This window comes from Tolypothrix sp. PCC 7712 (genome assembly GCF_025860405.1).
In the GTDB taxonomy this organism is placed as follows: Bacteria; Cyanobacteriota; Cyanobacteriia; order Cyanobacteriales; family Nostocaceae; genus Aulosira; species Aulosira diplosiphon.
Map to the genome: position 1 here is coordinate 1,919,513 of NZ_CP063785.1, position 22,025 is coordinate 1,941,537.

17 protein-coding genes are annotated in these 22,025 nt (G+C 42.2%); 7 read left to right on the plus strand and 10 right to left on the minus strand.

From position 1 onward, the window contains the following. Window positions 1-19 precede the first annotated feature (19 nt). The 4 genes from HGR01_RS07775 to HGR01_RS07790 form a co-directional block, all read right to left on the minus strand. On the minus strand, window positions 20-781 hold the full coding sequence (locus HGR01_RS07775; protein ID WP_045869035.1) for a uracil-DNA glycosylase: 762 nt from the start codon (window positions 779-781) through the stop codon (window positions 20-22). 91 nt (window positions 782-872) lie between these two features. After that, entirely contained in the window at window positions 873-1,301 is a 429-nt protein-coding gene (locus HGR01_RS07780) for a hypothetical protein (RefSeq protein ID WP_045869034.1), read from the minus strand. Window positions 1,302-1,549: 248 nt separating this feature from the next. Beyond that, window positions 1,550-3,379: a threonine--tRNA ligase gene (gene thrS / locus HGR01_RS07785; RefSeq protein WP_045869033.1), complete on the minus strand. Its 1,830-nt coding sequence runs from the start codon at window positions 3,377-3,379 to the stop codon at window positions 1,550-1,552. A 284-nt stretch (window positions 3,380-3,663) separates the two neighbouring features. Then, window positions 3,664-4,923 (minus strand): FGGY-family carbohydrate kinase, encoded by a 1,260-nt coding sequence (locus HGR01_RS07790; RefSeq protein WP_045869621.1) that lies wholly within the window; start codon window positions 4,921-4,923, stop codon window positions 3,664-3,666. 156 nt (window positions 4,924-5,079) lie between these two features. On the opposite strand from HGR01_RS07790, the gene psaM reads away from it, so the two are divergent. Together psaM and HGR01_RS07800 are read left to right on the plus strand one after the other, a co-directional pair. Continuing rightward, window positions 5,080-5,190 (plus strand): photosystem I reaction center subunit XII, encoded by a 111-nt coding sequence (gene psaM, locus HGR01_RS07795; protein WP_071989363.1) that lies wholly within the window; start codon window positions 5,080-5,082, stop codon window positions 5,188-5,190. 253 nt (window positions 5,191-5,443) lie between these two features. Further along, the gene (locus tag HGR01_RS07800) at window positions 5,444-5,842 is read left to right on the plus strand and encodes a hypothetical protein (RefSeq protein WP_045869032.1); all 399 of its coding nucleotides are present in this window, start codon (window positions 5,444-5,446) and stop codon (window positions 5,840-5,842) included. A gap of 169 nt (window positions 5,843-6,011) precedes the next feature. Here HGR01_RS07800 and HGR01_RS07805 read toward each other — a convergent pair whose 3' ends face one another. Further along, window positions 6,012-6,707 (minus strand): tetratricopeptide repeat protein, encoded by a 696-nt coding sequence (locus HGR01_RS07805; protein WP_045869031.1) that lies wholly within the window; start codon window positions 6,705-6,707, stop codon window positions 6,012-6,014. A gap of 718 nt (window positions 6,708-7,425) precedes the next feature. Here HGR01_RS07805 and HGR01_RS07810 point away from each other — a divergent pair. Continuing rightward, window positions 7,426-7,890 carry a hypothetical protein gene (locus tag HGR01_RS07810; protein WP_045869030.1) on the plus strand — a complete coding sequence of 155 codons (465 nt, stop codon included), beginning with the start codon at window positions 7,426-7,428 and terminating at the stop codon, window positions 7,888-7,890. Window positions 7,891-8,207: 317 nt separating this feature from the next. Here HGR01_RS07810 and HGR01_RS07815 read toward each other — a convergent pair whose 3' ends face one another. From HGR01_RS07815 to ebsA, 4 genes are all read right to left on the minus strand, one after another. Continuing rightward, window positions 8,208-8,699 carry a YajQ family cyclic di-GMP-binding protein gene (locus tag HGR01_RS07815; protein ID WP_045869029.1) on the minus strand — a complete coding sequence of 164 codons (492 nt, stop codon included), beginning with the start codon at window positions 8,697-8,699 and terminating at the stop codon, window positions 8,208-8,210. 251 nt (window positions 8,700-8,950) lie between these two features. Beyond that, window positions 8,951-9,454, minus strand: a complete 504-nt coding sequence (locus HGR01_RS07820) for a DNA recombination-mediator protein A (RefSeq protein ID WP_045869028.1) — start codon at window positions 9,452-9,454, stop codon at window positions 8,951-8,953. 212 nt (window positions 9,455-9,666) lie between these two features. Beyond that, on the minus strand, window positions 9,667-10,761 hold the full coding sequence (locus HGR01_RS07825; RefSeq protein WP_045869027.1) for a phosphotransacetylase family protein: 1,095 nt from the start codon (window positions 10,759-10,761) through the stop codon (window positions 9,667-9,669). Window positions 10,762-10,970: 209 nt separating this feature from the next. Then, the gene (gene ebsA, locus HGR01_RS07830) at window positions 10,971-11,345 is read right to left on the minus strand and encodes a type IV pilus biogenesis protein EbsA (RefSeq protein ID WP_045869026.1); all 375 of its coding nucleotides are present in this window, start codon (window positions 11,343-11,345) and stop codon (window positions 10,971-10,973) included. Window positions 11,346-12,106: 761 nt separating this feature from the next. On the opposite strand from ebsA, the gene HGR01_RS07835 reads away from it, so the two are divergent. Next, window positions 12,107-13,510, plus strand: coding sequence for a glycosyltransferase (locus HGR01_RS07835; RefSeq protein ID WP_045869025.1), 1,404 nt, complete (start codon window positions 12,107-12,109; stop codon window positions 13,508-13,510). A gap of 94 nt (window positions 13,511-13,604) precedes the next feature. On the opposite strand, the gene dnaX is transcribed toward HGR01_RS07835, so the two are convergent. Further along, entirely contained in the window at window positions 13,605-16,124 is a 2,520-nt protein-coding gene (gene dnaX, locus HGR01_RS07840; protein WP_045869024.1) for a DNA polymerase III subunit gamma/tau, read from the minus strand. Window positions 16,125-16,658: 534 nt separating this feature from the next. Here dnaX and HGR01_RS07845 point away from each other — a divergent pair. From HGR01_RS07845 to HGR01_RS07855, 3 genes are all read left to right on the plus strand, one after another. After that, entirely contained in the window at window positions 16,659-17,357 is a 699-nt protein-coding gene (locus HGR01_RS07845) for a hypothetical protein (protein WP_045869620.1), read from the plus strand. A 140-nt stretch (window positions 17,358-17,497) separates the two neighbouring features. Beyond that, window positions 17,498-21,292, plus strand: a complete 3,795-nt coding sequence (locus HGR01_RS07850) for a tetratricopeptide repeat protein (protein ID WP_045869023.1) — start codon at window positions 17,498-17,500, stop codon at window positions 21,290-21,292. Window positions 21,293-21,498: 206 nt separating this feature from the next. Beyond that, on the plus strand, window positions 21,499-21,846 hold the full coding sequence (locus HGR01_RS07855; protein ID WP_045869022.1) for a winged helix-turn-helix transcriptional regulator: 348 nt from the start codon (window positions 21,499-21,501) through the stop codon (window positions 21,844-21,846). Window positions 21,847-22,025: the final 179 nt, after the last annotated feature.

Below are 22,025 nucleotides of genomic sequence, written 5' to 3' on the forward strand. Positions count from 1 at the left end.
AGGGTGCGTTATGGATATTCTAAAACCCCGATAAGTAGCTAAGAACTTTTTCCTGCCAAAAGTTGATCCGGTTTTCTCGTGTTGCTGGTTTACGCATTATTTTACGCCAAGTAGCATTTGCAGCACCACTTGGATGAGGAAACTCTAGGTGTTTGATATTTAAATTAATGTTTCTAACTGTACTGCTCGCTACATTGCCCCAAGTAACGACCGCAAGTGGCTCAAAAATTTCCAACTCTGTCTTCAGAATTTGAATGAATTGTGTGCGGTCTTTTTTACTCAAAGGAATACCGCGATCAGAATTAGCCTCACTGACCCAAATCTTGAAAATGTCCGTTAGGTAGACGCGATACCCTTCATCTAGTAGGACTTTTATCAAATCAAAATAACGTGACCTTTTACGACAATTCTGTAAGTGCAAAGCATAGGGTGTTGCAATCCCAATTTTTTCCAATCGTACTTTGCTTTTTCTTAAAGGATCTTGTCCGATAATAGCAATTGTTTTTTTGTTCAGAACGCTGTTGTTCTTTTCGAGGATGCTTGGAATATCTACTCCAATGACGAAAGATTCTTCATAGCGAGTTTTAAAACTTTCATCGAATGAATGAAAAATATTTCTAGTAAGTTTATGTTCGGGATAGCCTTCTACTTCAAACTCTTGCTGCATTACCGCATACAAATCTTGCAATTTAACTTGCGGAATATCAAAAACTTTAGATAATTCCCTGTGCAAAGCTTCAAACTCGTTATCTTTAAATTGAGAAAACAAATACTCTGGCATGGACTAAAAGCTCTTTATGACGCACTATCAATGTAGTTTGCCCATAACCATTAACAAGATCGCAAGTCAAAACAAAACTATCGATCCGGTTCTATTTATCAGATTGGACAGTTTCTAGGCGAAAACGCTTAAATGCTCTAGCTGCTTCTGGAATTAGTTCAATGTACCAATACCCATTTATCTCATCATTAAACCAACTAATTATTGCCAGTGCTGGTGGTCTAAATTCGTCATATTCTAGTCCCAAAAATTTGCAGAATTTTGCACCTAAAATACCAATTTGTCCAGAAGAGTCACCATCATATCCTGCAGATGCAGATAACTCCCAAGTACGTAATCTGTGATTGTCTATCATAAAGTAACTGTGCTGATACAGCTTATTCAAAATTGCTTTGTGTCCTGGTGTCAATCCTTCATAAATTGAGTGAAATGCTTCCAGATATTCTTCTTCTGAAGGAATATAACGTTCATCATCGTTCAGCACTCTATTCTTATCCTTGTGATTTAAGCTAATCGTCATTCATTTTTCCGGGATGAGTTGCTTGTGGTAAGCGGTTCAGCCTTGGGGTTATGCAACTTAAATGCTTATTAGCTTACTAGAATGTGATTATTAAGTAGTATTACTAGATAAAACCGTAATTAATACTACTTAAACACATAAAAATGAGATAGGCAAATTGCCTATCCCCATAAGAAATTAAGTTACTTTAGACAAACTTTTGACTGTACTTTTGTTTGTTAACTGGTGATTACCCAGCTAACGTTTTGCTAGAAGTTCTCGAAGTTAGCGATCGCAGTTTTCAATTTATCTAAAACCTCATCCACTGCAATAACACCCAATTCCCCAGAAGCGCGAGTACGAATACTCAGGCTGTTGGTTTCTACTTCCTTGGCTCCCACAACTGCCATTACGGGTATTTTTTCTTTCTCTGCATTACGGATTAATTTACCCAAGCGATCGCCACTTAGATCAACTTCGGCACGGATACCCAAAGCTTGCATCTTCGCGACGACTTCTTTTGTAAAATCAATTTGTGCTTCCCCAACTGGTAGCAATCTCACTTGTACTGGTGCTAACCACAAGGGGAAATCACCCGCATACTCTTCAATCAAAATCCCAATTAGCCGTTCCAGTGAACCAAAGGGCGCACGGTGAATCATTACCGGACGTTGACGGGAACCATCTTCAGCAACATACTCTAACTCAAAGCGTTCTGGTAAGTTGTAATCTACTTGTACAGTTCCTAATTGCCATTCTCTCTCTAGGGCATCACTAAAGATAAAGTCGAGTTTAGGGCCATAGAAAGCTGCTTCCCCAATTCCCTCAAAATGTTCCATCCCTAGCTGTTCTACAGCACGGCGAATTGCACCTTGGGCTTTTTCCCACGCTTCATCGGAACCAATATATTTATCACTAGCTGGATCGCGGAAACTCAGCCTGGCTTTAAAGTTCTTCAGTTGCAGTTTATTGAACACCGACAAAATCAAATCAACAACGTTCAAAAACTCACTGTCTAGCTGTTCGGGGGTGACAAAAAGGTGAGAATCATCCACAGTAAACCCGCGTACTCTCGTTAAACCGCCTAGTTCCCCTGATTGTTCGTAGCGGTAAACCGTACCAAATTCTGCCAAGCGCATTGGTAGTTCCCGATAGGAACGCAATTCACTCTTATATATTTGAATATGGAAAGGACAATTCATTGGCTTCATCACAAAGCCATTTTCTAAAGCCGCAGCTGCTTCATCCTCCGCCATTAAGGGGAACATATCTTCTTTATACTTCTGCCAATGTCCAGATATTTTAAATAAATCAACTTTGGCAATATGGGGAGTGACTACAGGTAAATAACCGCGTTTTAGCTGTTCCTTTTGCAAAAAGTCTTCTAACAGACTCCGCAACAAGGTACCTTTGGGAGTCCACAAAGGTAAACCCGGCCCCACAAGGTCAGAGAATATAAATAATCCGAGTTCTTTACCTAATTTGCGATGATCTCGGCGCTGTGCTTCTTCTTTGCGTCGCTTATATTCAGCTAATTGTTCGGGATTTTCCCAAGCAGTAGCGTAAATCCGTTGTAGTTGGGCTTTGGTTTCATCACCACGCCAATAAGCACCCGCAACGCTTTCTAATTCAATAGCTTTGGGGTTAATTTCACTGGTATTTTCTAAATGCGGCCCCGCACACAAATCCCACCATTCATTTCCCAAGTGGTAAATCGTGATAGGTTCTTCCTTAATATCTGCCAGAATTTCTAACTTGTAAGGTTCTTTAATTTCCTGAATCCGGCGTTCAGCTTCTTCCCGGCTGACTTCTTCCCGAACTACCGGAAGTTTGCGATTGATAATTTTCACCATCTCTTTTTGGATGGCTTTTAAATCCTTATCAGTGAATGGTTCTGGATTGTCAAAATCATAGTAAAAACCGTTATCAATCCAGGGGCCAATTGTTACTTGCGCCTTAGGAAACAGCTTTTGTACGGCCATAGCCATCACATGAGAAGCAGTGTGACGGATTTTTTTTAAGTTTTCCGATTCGCTGCTACGAGGTAAATACATTTTTGCAGGTTGTTCTGATTGATTGGGAACTTGATTAGGCGACATCGGCTGCTAAACCATTGGCGAAGTGATTGCTAAAGTGATTGATCAGTGAGTGTTCTGAAAAATCTACCCAAATATAACATGGGCAAATATGCCATCTTAACAGGCTTTTCCCTATGCTAGATCAACTCTTACAGCTTCAGCTGAAGTTGATGGAAATGGGGATTGGGGATTGGGGAAAGGAGATGAGGGAGATGAGGGAGATGAGGGAGATGAGGGAGATGAGGGAGATGAGGGAGATAAATACTTTTGTTTTGTACAGGCGCGATTAATCGCGTCTCTGCAACTCAGCACTCAGCACTCCCTACTCCTCGCATGGCTAAAAGCGCTGTCCCATAGGCTGCTTCTGTATTTTTGGATGAAACTACAGGGATTTTTAAATATCTTTCACGAATCGCAGTCCAAGTATGATTCGCTGCACCACCACCAGCAGTATAAACATGAGTTAGCTGGTCTGCGCCCATTTGCTGTAATAATTCATACCCACGCATTTCTATGCGGGCAATACTTTCTAATAATCCATGCAAAAATTCCACGGGATTATCTGGGCGGGGTTCTAAGCGTGGGGGTAAATTGGGGTCGTTAATTGGAAAGCGATCGCCTGGTTTCAATAAAGGATAATAATCTAATTGGCTGGCTGTGCTGGCATCAATCTCACTACTCAGGCTTTTTAACTCAGCATCAGTAAAAAATTGCCGCAATACTGCACCCCCAGTATTAGAAGCACCACCAGTCAGCCACAAGTCACCCAAGCGATGGCTGTAAATTCCACATCTTGCATCTTCAACGCGAGTCCGACTTAATAGTTTGAGTACTAATGTTGAACCTAAGGAAGTCACCGCTTCCCCAGGGGATTTAGCGCCACTCGCAAGAAAAGCTGCAATACTATCTGTAGTCCCAGCACATACGACGCAATCATGGCTTAGACCAAACTTAGCGGCAATTTCTGGGGTTAATTTGCCAATAGGTGTACCAGGAGGTAAAACTTCAGGTAGCTGGATAGGAATTTGCAAATTTTCTAGCCATTGGGGGTATTTTAACTCTTCAACGTCGTAACCCAGTTTTAAAGCGTTGTGGTAATCACTGATACCTAAGTGTCCATGCAGCAGAAATGCTAGCCAATCTGCTTGATGCAGGAAATATACAGCTTTGTTAAAGGTTGGTAACTGCGACATCCACAGCAGCTTTGCCAGGCTAGAAGTAGCGCTGACTACTGTATGATTTTCTGGGGCAATGCTTTTCAACTGTTCCAGCATCACCGCTCCCCGCGCATCGTTATAAAGTAGGGGCGCGTCTACAGGCTTCCCAGCCGCGTCTACCAGCAAGACAGTGGAAGAAGTCCCATTAATGGCGATCGCTTGAATTCCCTGCCTTAAAGCCTCTGGAATCGACGCTAAAAGCTTAAATAAAGCCTGCTGCCAAACATCTACCCAATCATCGCTAATTTCCCAAGGATACTTGATCTCTGTCTGGATGGTAGCTTCAGCGTCAATTACTATCGCCCTTGCGCCAGAGGTACCGAAGTCTATCCCCAGAAATAAATTCATAGATTTATATATTTTGTTTAAAAAGAATAAATAATAGATACTGATGGCAGACTGCTTTTGTTGCATCTTGTTACAAGATATTCCACAATTCTTGCAAAACAAGGAAAAGTAGTAAACGAACTATTCAAATAATCGATTGAGTTTAGGAGGTTTCCTATGTTCCTAGCCGTAACATCTCTCTCAGATTCTCAAGTTTACATCGCTTTAGTTGTAGCGCTGCTTCCAGGGCTTCTAGCTTGGCGTTTAGCTACAGAGCTTTACAAATAAAGCCAATCTGTGACACAGTTATTAGACTAAAATTCCTGGCATTAGTAAGTAAACTTGATCGACATTGATTGCTAAATGCAATCAACAGTTTGAGCAAGCATACGTACGTATGCCAGGTTTATTTTTTGGCATTGAATACACGTGTAGCATTTAGCGAAAAATGAAGTAATATGGCAGCTAACTCTGGCTGTAATCATTGGAAGTCAGCTTTTTAGGCTGTTCCCTGTCAATTTACAAGGTCTCTTTTCTCATCATGAACGCGATTCAACATTCTAGTCCTCCGCTACAACCGATACAAAAACGTCAAGTAATGCCTCGTCCCAAACGGCATCTTCGTCAAAGGTCTCATCAAGTTATGGCGATGGAAGTGACAGCCAAGATTGCAGTTAATATTGCAATCTCAACCGCAGCAGTTTCTGCCCTTGTGCAACTTTTGCCCTATCACTGGTTACAACAAGAGAAGTTACGAGAAATGCGGACTGAAGTTAAGCAGATGGAAAAACGTGTGGAGGTTTTGCAGGCTGAGTTTAGCCGCAACTTTGATCCGCATCAAGCAAAAAGCATTATGCAACAACAATCATACCGATTTGACCCTAACCAACGGCAAATCGTCCTGATGAATCCAGATGAAGCATCAGCATCGGGAAACTAGAGGCTAGGAGCTAGTATTTTTTACTCAGCACTCAGCACTCTTCCAAGGATATTGCTTGTTATAGTTATTGCCACTACGCTGCATTATCAATTATCTATTAGCTATTTAGTTATACAGGGTGACTATCTCCCAGAAAAATTTGAGATTTTTTCCTACTACAAGAATTCATCTAAGCACTAGGAGACTCAGGAGATAGCAGTTCGTTTAGCCAATTTTCTAGTTGGATACGCAAGCGCCAACCAATAACATTTTTTCTGCTATTGGGTAGTTGAGTCAGGGCCCGACGGTAGTCAGCGATCGCACAATTCCAATCTCCCCACAAATGATATGTTCTGCCTCTCTCTGCCCAGATATGACCTTCTAATTGCCCGAATAGTAGTGCAACATCAAAATTCTCAATTGCCTCCTCGTATTGCCCTAATTCGCGCCAGGTGATGCCACGATTAATTCTTGCCCGTACATGGCTAGGATTTAAATCGATGGCGCGATCGTAATCCGCGATCGCAGCTGCTAATTTGCCACAGGCGGCGTAATAATTGGCACGGTTATTATAGGCGCTAGCTAAACTCGGATTGATTTGGATTGCTGTGTTGTAGTCACAAAACGCTTTTTGCGCTTCTCCACTTTGAAAATAAACCAGTCCCCTGTTGTTATAATCAACTGCATTTTGGGGATGACGGCGAATGAGGTGGCTGAGTAATGCGATCGCCTTTGTGTAATCTCCTTGTTGAGCCGACTTTAAAGCACAAGAGCGTACATAACTATCTTCTATGACTAAATCTTGAGAATTAATTGTATTATTAGATACTAATTTATATAAGTTATTTTCCTTATCCCCAAAAGCTAAGTAGGAGTTATTAGTCATATTTTCCTGCCGCCTATACTCTTTTCGTGAATTAAAATATACTTTCTATGTTGTTGCTGGTTGATCCGATATGTCAGTTATTCAGGTGTCTATAATTACTCGACTATCCAAACCTTAATCAGTCGAAGACTTTACTTCACACAATGATCTAATCTGATCATGGATACCTCATCCTCAAGTTAAATTCCAGAAAAAGCAAATATCAATCTCAAAGACTAGTCAATCAATTTTGGATCTGAGATTTCAGATTGATCCTGGCTACGCTGGCTACTTAGACTCAAAAATTTCAAATTTTGCAACCACTGCATTGTGGAAATTTTGTCATTGTCACAAGGTATGTGATTTTGGATTTATCCCACCCTGACATGATGAAGCATTTAGCCTGCTGCTCTGTAGGATTACCAAAAAAATCTCAAATCGGCAATCTCAAATCGAAAATTTGTACGCTCAAATAGAGAGAGCAACAACTTGGTAGAATGCGAACAAGCCGTTCAAAATAGGGACGACGCAGAGAACACAGGAAAGTGGCGATGCAAAGAAGGCAAAAGCAACTTTTTAGCTTTGCCTTATACTACTCTGAAATTGCCCAACACGGATGAACTGTGCAAGGCATTAATGTTGCAGTGCTGTCTTAGTGTGTATACCTCTAGGCTCGCATCTTACGCTTCCTAGGTTCCAGTTTCTTAATCTGACTTTTAAGTTTTGAGAAAATTTTCTTATGACAATTGCAATTTCTTATCCCGACGCGCCGGATCTCACGGCTGATGATTACGTTGTTATCGGCTTGGCGACCTGCTTTGTCAAGGAAGATGGAGAAATTCATCAAATTGAAGTGATTGAACCTATTCCTTCTGCGGCTTTGGAAGCAGTGATGAAAGGTATTCCCACATCATACAAGTTGGCTTATGCGACAACTTTAGGTTCTGTATTCAACGGGGATCAACTTTTATTACCTACAGACTTCCCCGAATCATCTCAATTTGGGGATGAATTTGTACCTCGTTTATTTGCTGCATCTCGGACTTACAAGCGTCGTGAAAGTGCCAAGTCTCTGATTCCTTTAGGGACAACCTACACAGATTTGAAATATTCCACCGAACGCAAACGCATACTCAATGCTGCCAGAGTAGTTACTAAAGAAGATAACGTTAAGCAGCACTCCCATACACACAAGGTTTTGTAAGAAGAGGTTAAGGGTCAATCAATTTTGGATTTTGGATTTTAGATTAACCCAATGCACGCCACTTGCAAAAAGCGGGGTAACTCGTCCACCGCAGTGGCTTTAATTAAACATTTTGGATGCGTGGATTTATTCCACGAATTAATTTGCTTGATTGAGATCTGTTTAAATTTCAAATTTTGCATCTTCTCCTAGTGGAGAGGCTGCGCCAAAAATCCAAAATTTAAAATCTAAAATCTAAAATTCGTTCAAGGGTCAAATTGTCTGTTGTTTACCTTGTCCCCAATCCCCAATCCCCAATCCCCAATCCCTAACGCTATTCATCGGTAATTTGTAAATTGCAAAGCTACAGGTAAATCTTCTTGCTTTAAGCGTTGGATGACAGCTTGCAATTCATCTTTAGATTTTGCACTGACGCGAACTGCATCACCTTGAATCGAGGCTTGAATCTTTTTAAATTCGTCGCGAATTAGTTTAGAAATTTGTTTGGCAATGTCTTGGCTAATGCCTTTTTTGAGTTTAATTTCTTGACGTACACGATTACCGCTAGCTGATTCGACTTGGCCAAAATCAAAGATTTTCTGAGAGAGATTACGTTTAGCTGCTTTTTCCCGCAGAATGTTTTGCACTGCGTCTAAAGTAAACTCACTATCGGTATTCACATCAATACTTTGCTCACCTAACTCAACAGTAGTAGCAGTATCTTTAAGGTCATAACGGCCCTTAATTTCTCGTACAACTTGATCGACAGCGTTGACCAATTCTTGACGGTCAAAGTCACTCACAATGTCAAAAGAAAAAGTAGAAGCCATAAAAAATGTTGGGTTTAAGATGTTGAATTTGGGATAGATATTCGGGATGAGTCAATGGGGAATTGCTACCCCTTTCTTTACCCTTCCTCTGCGATCGCCACCTGAACGACAGCAGAAACAGGCGGTTGTCTGTCATCAACCCAATCAATAAGTAGCATTAATTTAAGGTTATGGGCAATAGAACCTATTACCCATTAACCATGAGTAGTTTCTTTTCTTGATAATTACGCCCACTGAAACTCTGCCTCACATTAGTCAAAGTAGAAAAGTGTTACCACTTTTCTCTGTTCTTCTGCATCTTTACAAGTTTGTAGCAGAGTGCGACTGTCGTGAAATGCAAAGCAAATGAGTTGCTGACAGCGGGAAATGATCTCCTTATTGCAAATGTAACTTGCTTCAGCAAGAGACAGATTATCGTTACTGGGATTTTCTACCAGGTGCATTACCTGCTCTAATTGCTGGCGTGATTCGTTGGGCTGGCGATCCAAGCTTTGGGGTAGAATCACCGTTAACAAGTTGGGGTCAGCGCGCATTGCGCCTTTAATGGCAGCTGAATTGGTACCTGTAGCCCCAGAAGTGATGACTCGATTGCCTGATAAAACCAAGGCATAAGTCATCATTTCAATGAGAGTTTGATGCGTAATGGGCACATGACGGGAACCCAGCAAAGCAATTCGTTTAGAACCTGTTTGCTGGATTGTCGCCAGTTCTTGCGCTAATGTATCGAGGTTAATGAGGTCTATTGACTGGCTCAAAGATGGACTAAATGAGATGAAACGACCCAGCTATTTTACCAAACAGAGGGTAAGTGCGAAGCCAACTTTAGTTAGATTTTGCTACAATTTCTGGATAATTTAAGGTCATTGGGTAATGGGTACTTCTCCCTCATCCCCCTTATCTTCCTCATCTCCCTAGTCCCCAGTCCCCAGTCCCCAGTCCCCAGTCCCCAGTCCCCAGTCCCCAGTCCCTAAGGTAAGGCTGCTGCTGGGCTTAACCCCAGTTTAGATAATAAGCGTTCTAAGTCAAAATGCTCGCTCATCAGTTGGCGGATGCAGTGAACTTTGAGCGGTTCGTGAACGCGTACTTGTCCAAAAGTGCGGTCAACAATTTCTACCGTGGTGAGTGTATCTAAGTCAACAGATAAAATGGGGATTTCTAGTTCTTCAGCACGACTGAGGATGAACGGGGGAGGAGGTAATTGTCCAGTGAGAATCAGACATTGGGTAGAAGTTTCCAATGCGGCTTGCTGAATTTCCACACGATCGCCGCCTGTAACTACTGCCATATTCCGACGTTTACGGAAATATTTCACTGCAGCGTTCACATTCATCGCGCCAATGGCTAGGCTTTCCACCATTAAATCTAGGCGATCGCTACCACAGAGAATGTCGGCCTTCAACTGCTTAACCAGTTCGCCAACGCTCACACTACGTAGCACATCATGTTTTGGTAGCATAGCCAATACAGGAATTCCCTGCTGTTCTAAAAACGGCCGCACAAGAGTAGTGACCGATTCTATTTGGTCGCTAGGGATATCATTGAGTACAACGCCAATTAAGCGATCGCCTATTCGCTGTTTTGCAGATAAAAGTGGCTCAACGGAAACCAGCGATTTATAGCGTGCTACCAATAACACAGCCGCATCTAAAACTTCCGCTACTTGCAGCAAAGATAAGTCAAATAACTTACCTTCTTCCAAATCACCAGGCCCCTCTAGCAACACCAAATCTCCTTTGGACATTTGCAAATATTGCTGTAATAGAGACTGCTGATAATTTGTTGTGTCTTCGCCACCTAAGCGTCTTTGCACGCTGGCTTCATCTAAAGCCAGTATTGGTGATGCAATACGATTTTCTGCCAAGTTAAGGCTATGAGCAATGAACTGGACATCTTCCTCAAATACATTACCAACAGATACATTCCAACAAGTACCTAATGGTTTGCCGTAGGAAATATCCAGTCCTGCTTGCTGTAGCTGATAAGACAAACCTAAAACTGTAGCAGATTTACCACTGTAAGTCTCAGTTGATCCAATCAGCAAATATTTCGCAGATTTTGGCACACATGCACTCCTATTTTCAAAAGGAAGTAGAAACCAGCTTGGTGTTTCCTAATTTTAGGTCGAACTTAGCCATCGCTGTTGTTACAAACCTTAGTTACAGAAGTGAATGCCTAAATGCTCAAAGGAATGAATTGTTCACAGAAAACCTTTTCCCTGTGATATTACTAGCAATATCTATTTATTAGATAATTTTTAGTGTTGATCCTAATTTATTCCTCAATCCGCAGCAGTTTGCGATAAAATGCTTGAGAAAAATCTGTGCTGCGATTGCGTTTATAGTTATCCATCAGTTCAATTAAATAAGTTATAAATTCCGAATTCACCATCATCACTTCATAACTCAGTTCAGCATCACCTTGAAACTGCATTCGACAACGCGTTAAGTCTGAAGGTAGGGTGACAACATTCCAGGTGGCAACAAAAGGAATTGCTTCACTAGCTTCGATTCTCCGGTTTCCTTCCAAAACGCCTTTTTGATAAAGACTGATGGCATAGGGTAAGAAAGTGCGCTTGTTACCTTGAATGTAGGGCAGATAAACACTTGCTTGTTGCGGGCTAGCTGGCTGGAGTTGCTCAATAGACATCGTTAAATGCTCCTCAAGTTATGTAAAAGTAACTAGGGATAAGAAATGGGGAAAAGAAGCTGAGTATCCAGATTTCTGCACCCCAGTCCCTAGTTATAGAGTGTCTGATAGGGCGGAAAACTCCGACCTTGGTGGATTTGCTAACTTCACAACTGTTGTTAGCTAGGGATATCAGTTGGTTTCAATACTCAGTATTCCCAAAAAAATTTCTTGATCGTGCAACTCTGTTTGCTATGCTCCTCGCATTGGCATATTTTTGCTGGAAAAATTCTTGATGTTGTCCTAGTTGAGCAGTCGGGATGGGATTATTTAAATTTATAAATACTTAAAAAAATTAATAAATACATTTCAAGCTGTTAATAGTTCCTTGACCTTCAGTTGTAGCTTGAATTTTGCCTAAATACTTAATTAAGAGCAAAGTTACTGTTAAGAAATGTATGAATGTCATGTACAATAGGGCCGCATTGGCTTTTATGGAAGCTGAGAGCAATAAGAGTCAAAAATCTCCTCTATCTAAAGGTAGATGCTGTGATTGCGATTGATCTCAACAACTAGCTGTTGCTACTTGGCGATCGCTGTGCCTAAACCAGATTTGCCATCAAGAGGCAATTCTCCTGGCTCATTTTGAGTGAGAAGCGGCGGAAAAGTCCTGCCAATCTTAGGCTAGCTCAACGTTGCTCAAGGTTGTACAGTTTGGTGTTATCTGATTCTCAGCTTCTTTATTGGCTTAGACAAATAGTGGTTTTGGAATCAAGTAACCTATGCCAGCGAATTTCTGGCCCGAAGACGATTCTAGCAACGAGCTGGCTCCGCTCAACTCTCTGTTGTCTGACCTCTCAGCAACCGAGGAGTCAATTGTAGAGACAGACCCTTTGTTTCTACCATTCCGGTTTCAAGGACGCAGACGCAAAGCAGCTCTAGTTTTGACTATAGTTTGGAGTAGCACGATCGCGCTGCATTTAGTTTCCTGGGGTTCTTTGTTCGTACTGGGACTGACCACTATTCTAGGTATTCACGCTCTGGAGGTGGTATTTACCAGACCCCGCCGTCACCCAAAAAAAATAGAAGGAGATTTACCTTCTGTATCTGTAATGGTGGCAGCGAAAAATGAGGAAGCAGTAATTAGTCGATTAGTCAAGAGTCTTTGCAGTCTTGACTATCCAGATGGCAAGTACGAACTCTGGGTCATTGACGATAACAGCAGCGATCGCACGCCCCAGTTATTAACAGAACTGGCAAAAGAATATAAACAACTGAAAACTTTCCGACGTTCAGCACAAGCAACTGGTGGTAAATCTGGGGCATTAAATCAAGTGCTACCACTAACTAAAGGCGAAATTATCGCCGTGTTTGATGCTGATGCTCAAGTCTCACCAGAGTTGTTACACCAAGTAGTACCTTTATTTCAAAAAGAACAGGTAGGGGCGGTGCAGGTACGAAAAGCGATCGCCAATGCCAAAGAGAATTTTTGGACTAAAGGTCAAATGGCAGAAATGGCTGTTGATACCTATTTTCAGCAACAGCGAACGGCGTTGGGTGGGATTGGTGAACTGCGCGGGAACGGTCAATTTGTCCGGCGCACAGCCTTAGAAAGTTGTGGTGGTTGGAATGAAGAAACCATCACTGATGATTTAGACTTGACGCTGCGCCTACATTTAGACAACTGGGATATTGATTGTGTCTTCTCGCCAGCCGTAGAGGAAGAAGGCGTGACCAATGCGATCGCACTTTGGCATCAGCGCAACCGTTGGGCAGAAGGTGGATATCAGCGCTATTTAGATTACTGGGATTTGCTGCTCAAGAATCGACTTGGAACCCGCAAAACCTGGGATTTATTGAGCTTTATGCTGATTATGTATATTTTACCGACAGCAGCGATACCAGATTTATTAATGGCGATCGCCCTTCATCGTCCCCCCATCTTCGGCCCAATTACTGGTTTGTCTGTATCTCTCTCAGTGATTGGTATGTTCACTGGTTTGCATCGGATACATCAAGGGCAAAAATTCCAGTTGTCTACATATTTAGTTTTACTGCTGCAAACCCTACGTGGCACCTTATATATGTTCCACTGGTTTGTTGTCATGAGCAGTACCACCGCCCGAATGTCATTCCGTCCCAAACGCCTAAAATGGGTGAAAACAGTACATACAGGGGTGGAATGAAAAATGGGCATGGGGCATTGGGCATGGGGCATTGGTAATTGGTATTTATTACCTTTTCCCCTTTTTTCCTTGTCCCTTTTCCCTGTATGCTTTCTTAATCATCAAAATCTGCTTCATCCATTAAGCCAGAATCAGTCATAGTACCGCCAAAATCTAAAGCATCATCTGACAAGCGGATTATTTGTCCTTGAAAAAATTCTGCTAATCGCTGTGCTGCGATCGCAACTTCATCCGTTTCCCATTCGCTAGGGGGTGGTGCTGGTGTAGGGGTTGGTGGTGGCAAAGTTTGTACACCACCTCTACCTGTAGAGGATGGCTCTGTTCTCGTTGGCGCAGGTATTGGTGGTGGTGCTGGTACAGGTGCTGCTTTCGGGGTTTCTGGTTGCGGTATCGGCGCTACTGTTGTGTTTTGGTTGTTGTACCTGGGAGTAGGTGGTTGTTGAACACGAGTAGAGTCTGCTGGTAAAGCGTTCCTTTTAACCGAAATCCTGGATGTAGAGGTTACTTGTTCCAGAGTTACTTCAACTTCACGCTGAAAAGTCTGCTGGAAAGCTCCCTTCATCATTGACAGATCAGATTTAAGTGTTTCATACCATTTTGCGCCTTTGACAGCAATACGGGCTACATTACCTTTAAACTCTACTAGTTGGCACATTTGCCCTAATAAAGCTTGCCTAGAAGGAGGAAAATTGGTACACACCTGTTGCCAAATTTTAGTTAAATCATATTGTGCTTCTTCAATAGCTTCTGCACTTACTGATTCAATTATTGCCGGTTCGACAGGAATAGATACAGGTTCTGGGCTACTTTGTGAAACTGAGTTAGCTGCTAAATTATGATTTGTTGTTGGTTCAGCAACTTGATGATTTTGGGCAACTGCTGGAGGGTTGTGATTTGTTTGTGAATAAACAGGAGATGGTGCAGAAACTTGCTGATTTTGCGGCGATGGGGCAGGAAGGCTAGGTGATATTTCTGTTTTTGGAACTCTGGGTGGTACACTGGCGGCTTGTACTGGAATGTTGGCAGTAGGTAATAATCCCAGCAATATCACCTCTAACCACAAACGTGGTTGGGTAGTGTTTTTGATTTGTACTTCTGCTTCGCGTAAATTTTTCTGTCCCGCTAAAATTGTGCTGGCTTCTAGCTTTTGAGCCAATGCAATTAAGGCTTGCCAGGTTTCCTGAGTACAAACAACTAAATCTTGACGGTTGGGTGCAGTCTTGGCAATTAGCAAATCACGGTAAGCAGCAGCGAGATTTTGCAGAATAGTTAATGGTTCTCGACCGCGATCCAAGATTTTGCGAGTGCAATCTAAAACTGCTTCGGCATTATCCTGAGCGATCGCACTTAACAATACTACTAAGTCCCGTTCGCTCACAGAACCAACTAAATCCCAGACTCTATCGGGCGTAACTTCACCAGATAATAGCGCTAATTGGTCGAGGAGACTTTCTGCATCTCGCAATCCCCCCTGAGCAATTTGGGCAACTAAAGTTACAGCATCTAGAGAAATATTAATATTTTCTTTTTGGGCGATCGCGCTTAAATGCTTGACCATCGCCTCTAAGTTAATACGTCTAAAATCAAACCTTTGACAGCGAGAGATAATTGTCGGCAATACTCGCTGGGGGTCGGTTGTTGCTAAGACGAATACTACATGTTTAGGTGGCTCTTCTAGTGTCTTTAATAACGCATTGAATGCCTGGGTACTCAGCATGTGGCAATTATGCACCAAAAGCCCATTAGCCACAAAGTTGTGATTATCTTCGACTTCAATGTCATAAACTGGCTCAACCCCAGCGAGGTGGACAGATTCTACCGTTGCCAAACTTGTATCCCATTGTCGGGATTGAGTTAGAGAGATTACCTTTAAATTGGTGTCCTGAGGCAAATCGACGGATGCGTCCATCCGTACCGAATTTGTAAATGAGGCTACCGCATCCACATTCACAGGCGATAGTATCTTCACTCCTTCTTTTACGTCCCTTGCTGCTATCCATCCCCGATCTGTCCTAATTAAATGATTGCCAGTACATCTAATTTCTCCATGAGTTGTCTTGATAACCAAGGTTTGACGTTTTCCTTGGTCTAACCACCGTACAACAGGCTTAAATTCCCAATTCCCTGATAATTCGTTGTAACTTAAAACTTTTTTGCCCTGAATAGTAGGGTCGTCAATTCTGACGAGTCCTTCATCAGTTAAGACTAAAGAGTCGCCAGTTAGACATTCGTCGATGACGTACACCTTGTAGCGACACTGCACAGGCGCAAACTGCGCTTTTTCAATAATTTCTCGGATATTATCGACACCAGTATTGCTGGCTGCGTCAATTTCAATCACATCCAAAGAGTAGCCTTGAGTAATTCCCTGACAGACATCACATTTGCCGCAAGGTTGAGCAGTGGGCTTACCACTCGCCAGACAATTGAGGGATTTGGCAAGAATACGCGCGCTGGAAGTTTTGCCTGTACCTCTAGGGCCAGTGAACAAATAGGCGGGGGCGATTTTAGCTGAGTTGATCGCATTTGTGAGGGTAGTAGCGATCGCCTCTTGTCCGACTAATTCCGCAAAACTCTTTGGGCGATACTTATGGTGCAGGGGTTCGTAAGACATAAGATGATAGCACCCAGTAGAGTTGAAGATTTTACTATTGTAGACTACCAGAACTGCACCATAGGTTGCTCTGGGATGGAACTTTGGCGTTTAACGATGAGTTCTAGAAAGTTTTGCAGATTAACGCTATAGTACAGTGCGATCGCCTAAACACTGAAGAAATCTGAACAAAAGATTAATTTACTCGATAGATACCCAGGTTTAGCCTAAATAGGGCTACTTTAAAAAAGTCATCACACCTAAAAGCACTTTATTGCTTTTAGCTCTGTGCATCAGTAGGGTGTTTAAAATGATGACGGATTCAGGCTAGGTAAGCCCAGTCCGCCACAATTACTGCAAATTAATTTACAAAGTGGATGGTTATAGTTATTTGCCATAGCCCCATTTTGCCCAGTCAACCAGTTACTAAATAAACACCGATCGCTAAAATTCTTAGGGTAATCAAACTCAAAAAAAGTCCAGAATCAAGCGGCGATGAATTCCGTCATCTAGGACTTTGCGGCACCAAGGGGAGGAGATACAATCATGCAGCAAATGCTCAGGAGGTTAGTTCAATGGCTGAAAAACTTGTTTCAGGGCTTGTTTGGGCGTAAAAAAACTCGCCCGCAAGTGCGTGCAGAGGTACCCAAACAACCACCACCAACACTCAGCGATACCGATTTAGAATTTCTGTTCAACGAATTGTTGGAAGGAGTCCACCAAGCACGCGGTCAAGCATGGGCACAAAAGTGGCTACATAATATTGAAAATCGCATACCCACAGAACGTTGGGTAGAGTGGTTGCGACGCTTGGGCGAAAGATTACTAGCAGCCCCTACACCTAATAATGAAATGGCAGCGCGGTTAGTGCAGTTGGGTGATTTAGGCGTTGGTGAGGTAGGAGATGTTGCCTATGATATCGGAATGCAATTGTTGACACGCAATCAAGGCGAACCAATTTGGGAATATGATGGGCCAGATGCTACCAACCCCTCACCACCTCCAGAAATTGACTCTGTAGCAACTGCAACAGCCACAGCCGAAAATAATTCAACAGAAGCCTACGAAACTGTTACTTTAGAACAGTTGTTTGTAATGATGCAGCAAGATGAAAATTTATGCCAGCAAGTTGCCCAACAACTGGGGCTGGAGACGACCGATCCACAAGTCATCATTCAAGAATTGATTAATCAATACCATGCTGCTAATCAAGCAGCTACAGAACAAGCAGCTACAGAACCAACAGAATCATGAATACTCAGATGAAAATATTGTTACCGCCGAGGATCATAAAGTTTTTGTAATTGTACTCATGAGTTTTTACGTAATTCATGATCTTTTTAACACAACGATGGCTACAATCTAGGTTAAATAAAAATCCAAGAGTGTGACAGATGCTCAGGCGTCTAATTGAATGGCTAAAAAACTTGTTCCAGCTTCCTTTTAGTAATCAAAAAGCTGGTTCTCGAAATACCGCAAGGGGATACGGGGTGGCAAAGTCACCACCGGAACTTACCAATGCGGATCTAGAACTGTTGTTTACCCAGCTGCTGGAAGGTGTGCATCAAGCCAGAGGACGTCAGTGGGCGCTGAAGTACCTGCAACGGATGGAACACCGGATTTCTGATGAACGCTGGATCGATTGGTTGCTGAATTTTGGTGAAAGATTGTTAAATTCCCCAGCACCTAACCAGCAAATAGCAGGGCGAATGATCCAACTGGGTGAACTTGGTGTTGGCAGAATCGGAGAACTTGCTTATGACATTGGTTTGACTTTGTTGAAGCGTAACTCCGCAAGTAGTTATGAAGCAATTGACGATTTTGATCGTCGTTTGGGCATGGAAAGCACTACCCCTGAAGATAATTTTCACAATACTCCAGGACAGGAATTGATCCGCAACTTGGGCGAAAGGTTATGGGATTATGAGGAGGAAGATACCGAATCCACAATTCCCATACCAGAGATGATGTCTGTGGAGGAAGCATGGACAGGCAATATTGGGGAAGTGTTATGGGAATATGACGGCGAAGATGCTGCCCCAAAAGCTGCTATCCTTAATCCTTCAGAAGATGATGCGATCGCCAATTTATTTGATTTGTTCTTAGAACCGCCTGATGATGAAGAAACAGACACAGAAATCATCACGCCGGTTACTGATTTAAATCCGCTTCCTGAAGAACCTCTGCACACTGCACCCCCAGCAGCAGAAGTAACTACTCCCACACCACCAGAGGTAGATACTAGCCTGGTTCCCCCAGCAGAAGAACAACCCACCGAAATTTCCCAAGCGCCGACATGGGATAAATCTTTAGCCAAATTAGAGCCTAACGTCGCTCAAGCTTTGGATGAGTTGTTAGTCAGGTTGGATCAAAGTACTTCCTTAGTCCAAGAACTGGCTTCGGAACTAGCCATTCAACGCCAAAGTTCGCAAATCATACCGCAACCCCAAATTGATCGGGCGCAAGCATGGTTTTATCAAGGGTTGCAACAAGCGAGAACAGGTGATTTATTAGGTGCGATCGCATCTTATGATGCAGCGATCGAACTGAAACCCCATGTTGATGAATACTGGTTTAATCGGGGTTTAACACTGTTTCATTTAGAACATTTTAATGAAGCGATCGCATCTTATGACAGAGCTATAGAACTACGTCCCGATTACTACAAAGCTTGGTATAACCGGGGGGGAATTCTCGGAGAATTAGGGCAATTTGATGATGCAATTGTCTCCTTTGAGCGAGTAATTGCCATCAAGCCCGATTTCTCGGAAGCTTGGGCTAGCAGAGGTTTAGCGTTGATGAAGTTAGGGCTGTTATGGGAAGCTATAGAAAGCTATGACCAAGCCTTAGCGTTGGAACCCCAAGACCCCGAAAACTGGTATTATCGCGGCATAGCACTGGGTATCAACGAACAACATGAAGAAGCGATCGCTTCTTACGATAAAGCGTTAGAAATTGACCCCGATTACTATGAAGTTTGGATTGATCGCGGCGTAGTCCTGTTTAATTTAAAACAATGGTCAGAAGCGATCGCCTCCTGGGACAAAGCCCTCTCGATTCACAACGATTTCTACTTAGCTTGGTATAACCGAGGTGTGGCTTTAGATAATTTAGGTAGACGCGAAGAAGCGATCAACTCCTACAAGAAAGCGATTGCCATCAACCCCGAATTCCATTTAGCCTGGTATAACCAAGCAGTCGCCTTGTTTTATTTAGGAAGCTATGCTGATGCGATCGCTTCCTATGATAGTGCTTTAGAAATCAAACAAGATTACTGGGAAGCTTGGATTGGGCGGGGAACGGCTGCGGGTAATTTAGTGAATGTTGATGCACTTTCCGGTTTATTCACGAAAATTACAGATACCAGTTCCGCCTTGAAGCAAACTGGCTATGAGGGTAAAGTAGCTAGCTACGAAGCCGGCTTAAAATATGTCCGCCCCGACACTCACCCCGAAGGTTGGGGTAGATTGCATTTAGCGATCGCCAATACTCATTACGATTACGGTAAGAAAAATGCAGCTAGCCGCACTCCTTGGCAAAAAGCGGTAGCAGAGTATAATCAGGCACTCTTAACTCTGACTAGCGAAGATTTTCCGCAGTTGCATTTGGAAGTGTTGCAATCTCTCATTAAAACCCTTGTCGGTTTGGGACAAACAGCACAAGCACAAGACTTACTGCAATACAGTACCGATTTATTAAGAGAATTACTCACTGATTCCACCCGTCCCGATGATAGTAAAAAGCAGTTAGCTTTAAGATTTGCTGGCTTGCGGCAATTAATTGTTGATTTAGCCGTAGAGTATGGTGATTTAGTAGAAGCTTGGGAAATTGCCGAACAAGCGAAAAATGCTTGTTTAACTTGGCAGCTTGATGGTTGGCAAGAAGAAATTGCATCCATCAGCTATTCTGAAGTTCAACTGCTATTAAATCCTCAAACAGCAATTATTTACTGGCATATTAGCCCAGCTTCTGTACACACCTTTGTACTCAAGGATCAAGCGCCTTCACCCATCCTCATATTTACACCTATGCAAGATACAGGTGTATTTAACTTAGGCAGAACCACATCACGTTTACAAGAATTACCTCTACCAGAAGGAGTCAGACGTTTAATTACCTTTGAAGATTGGTTAGAAGATTGGAATCAACAATATCAAGAATATAGTAGCCTTGCTGAAGATAAACAAAATCAAATCAACCATTCCTGGCGGATGGATATGGAGCAAAGGCTATCCGAGCTAAAAGATATTCTCAATATTCCTAGTATTATTCAGGAATTGGAAGGAATTACACATCTAATTTTAATTCCCCACCGTGATTTACAAAGATTGCCTCTCCATGCCCTATTTTCCGGCTCTAATCAACCAGAATATTTATCAAATTTAGAATCGAATTTCACAATTAGCTACTTACCCAGCGTCCAAATAGGTTTATCCATAAAACCAGAAACCATTGGTGATAAACATAATCAAGTACTACTTAGCGTTGAACATCCTCAAAGTACAGATTATCCGCCCTTAAAATTCGCTAAACTGCAATCTGAAATTGTTAATCATATATTCCCTAATTCCTATCGTATCCAAGGGTTACAAGCTGATAAACACATCGTTAAAAATGCCCTAACTGATGATTATCATATTCTACATTTTACAGGTCATATCATTAACAATTTCAGCGAACCGCAAAAATCAGAATTAGTTTTAGCGGGTGAAGATAAGTTGACTTTAGCAGAAATTAGTCAACCATCTTTAGTAAGTTACAACCTAGTTAACCTATCAGCTTGCGAAATTACAACTAATAATAATCATCCTATTACTAGTGAGTATGTAAGTTTAATTAATGCTTTCTTACATGTTGGAGTATCCCAGGTTTTAAGTACTTTATGGACTGTAGAATCAGTAGCTAATGATTTAGTAGTTTTAGAATTTTACCGACGGCTACAACCAGATCAACCAGCCGTCAATACATTAGCTGAAGTCACAGCTTGGTTGAGAGAACTAACTGCCAGAGACCTGACCAAATGGTATGAAGATTTACTCAATAATCTCCATCCTGAAGATTTAAGAATCAGGACTCATGTAGCAACACAAATGTACAGAAGCAGTAAACTTTCCCCAGAACAAAAACTATACAATCATCCCTATTATTGGGCAGCGTTTACAATCACGTATCGGGGGATTGGTGATTAGGGACTGGGGATTGGGAGATGAGGGAGATGAGGGAGATGAGGAAGGAGAAATACCAATTACCAATTACCCATTACCCATTACCCATTACCAATGACAAATGACAAATGACAAATGACAAATGACAAATGACAAATGACAAATGACAAATGACAAATGACAAATGACAAATGACAAATGACAAATGACAAATGACCAAATGAAAAATTATGGAAACTCAAGCAGAAAACTCTACCAGACTAACTTGTGAAGTAGAACTTACATTAGAGGTGATTGGTGGACGTTGGAAAGTTTTAATTATTAGAGAACTGATGTCAGGTGTAAAACGCTTTGGTGAGTTACAAAGGGCATTACATGGTATTACGCAAAAGATGCTTACCCAACAGCTAAGGGAAATGGAAGAGGATGGTATTATCCATCGTGAAGTTTATCCCCAAATTCCCCCGAAAGTAGAATATTCACTTACAGCTTTAGGTGAAAGCTTGCAACCCATTCTCAACGCCATGCATGAATGGGCTGTAAAACATTCTGCTCAAATCCGCCGCCAGCGAATCTGAATAAGGGCTGAAAATCAAAAGTCAAAGAGTCAACAGTCAACAGTCAACAGTCAACAGTCAACAGTCAACAGTCAACAGTCAACAGTCAACAGTTACTCTTCCTCATCTTCCCCAATCCCCAATCCCCATGTATAAACCTTTCATCACCTCTGCGAAAATTTGGGTATGTTTGGGGATTC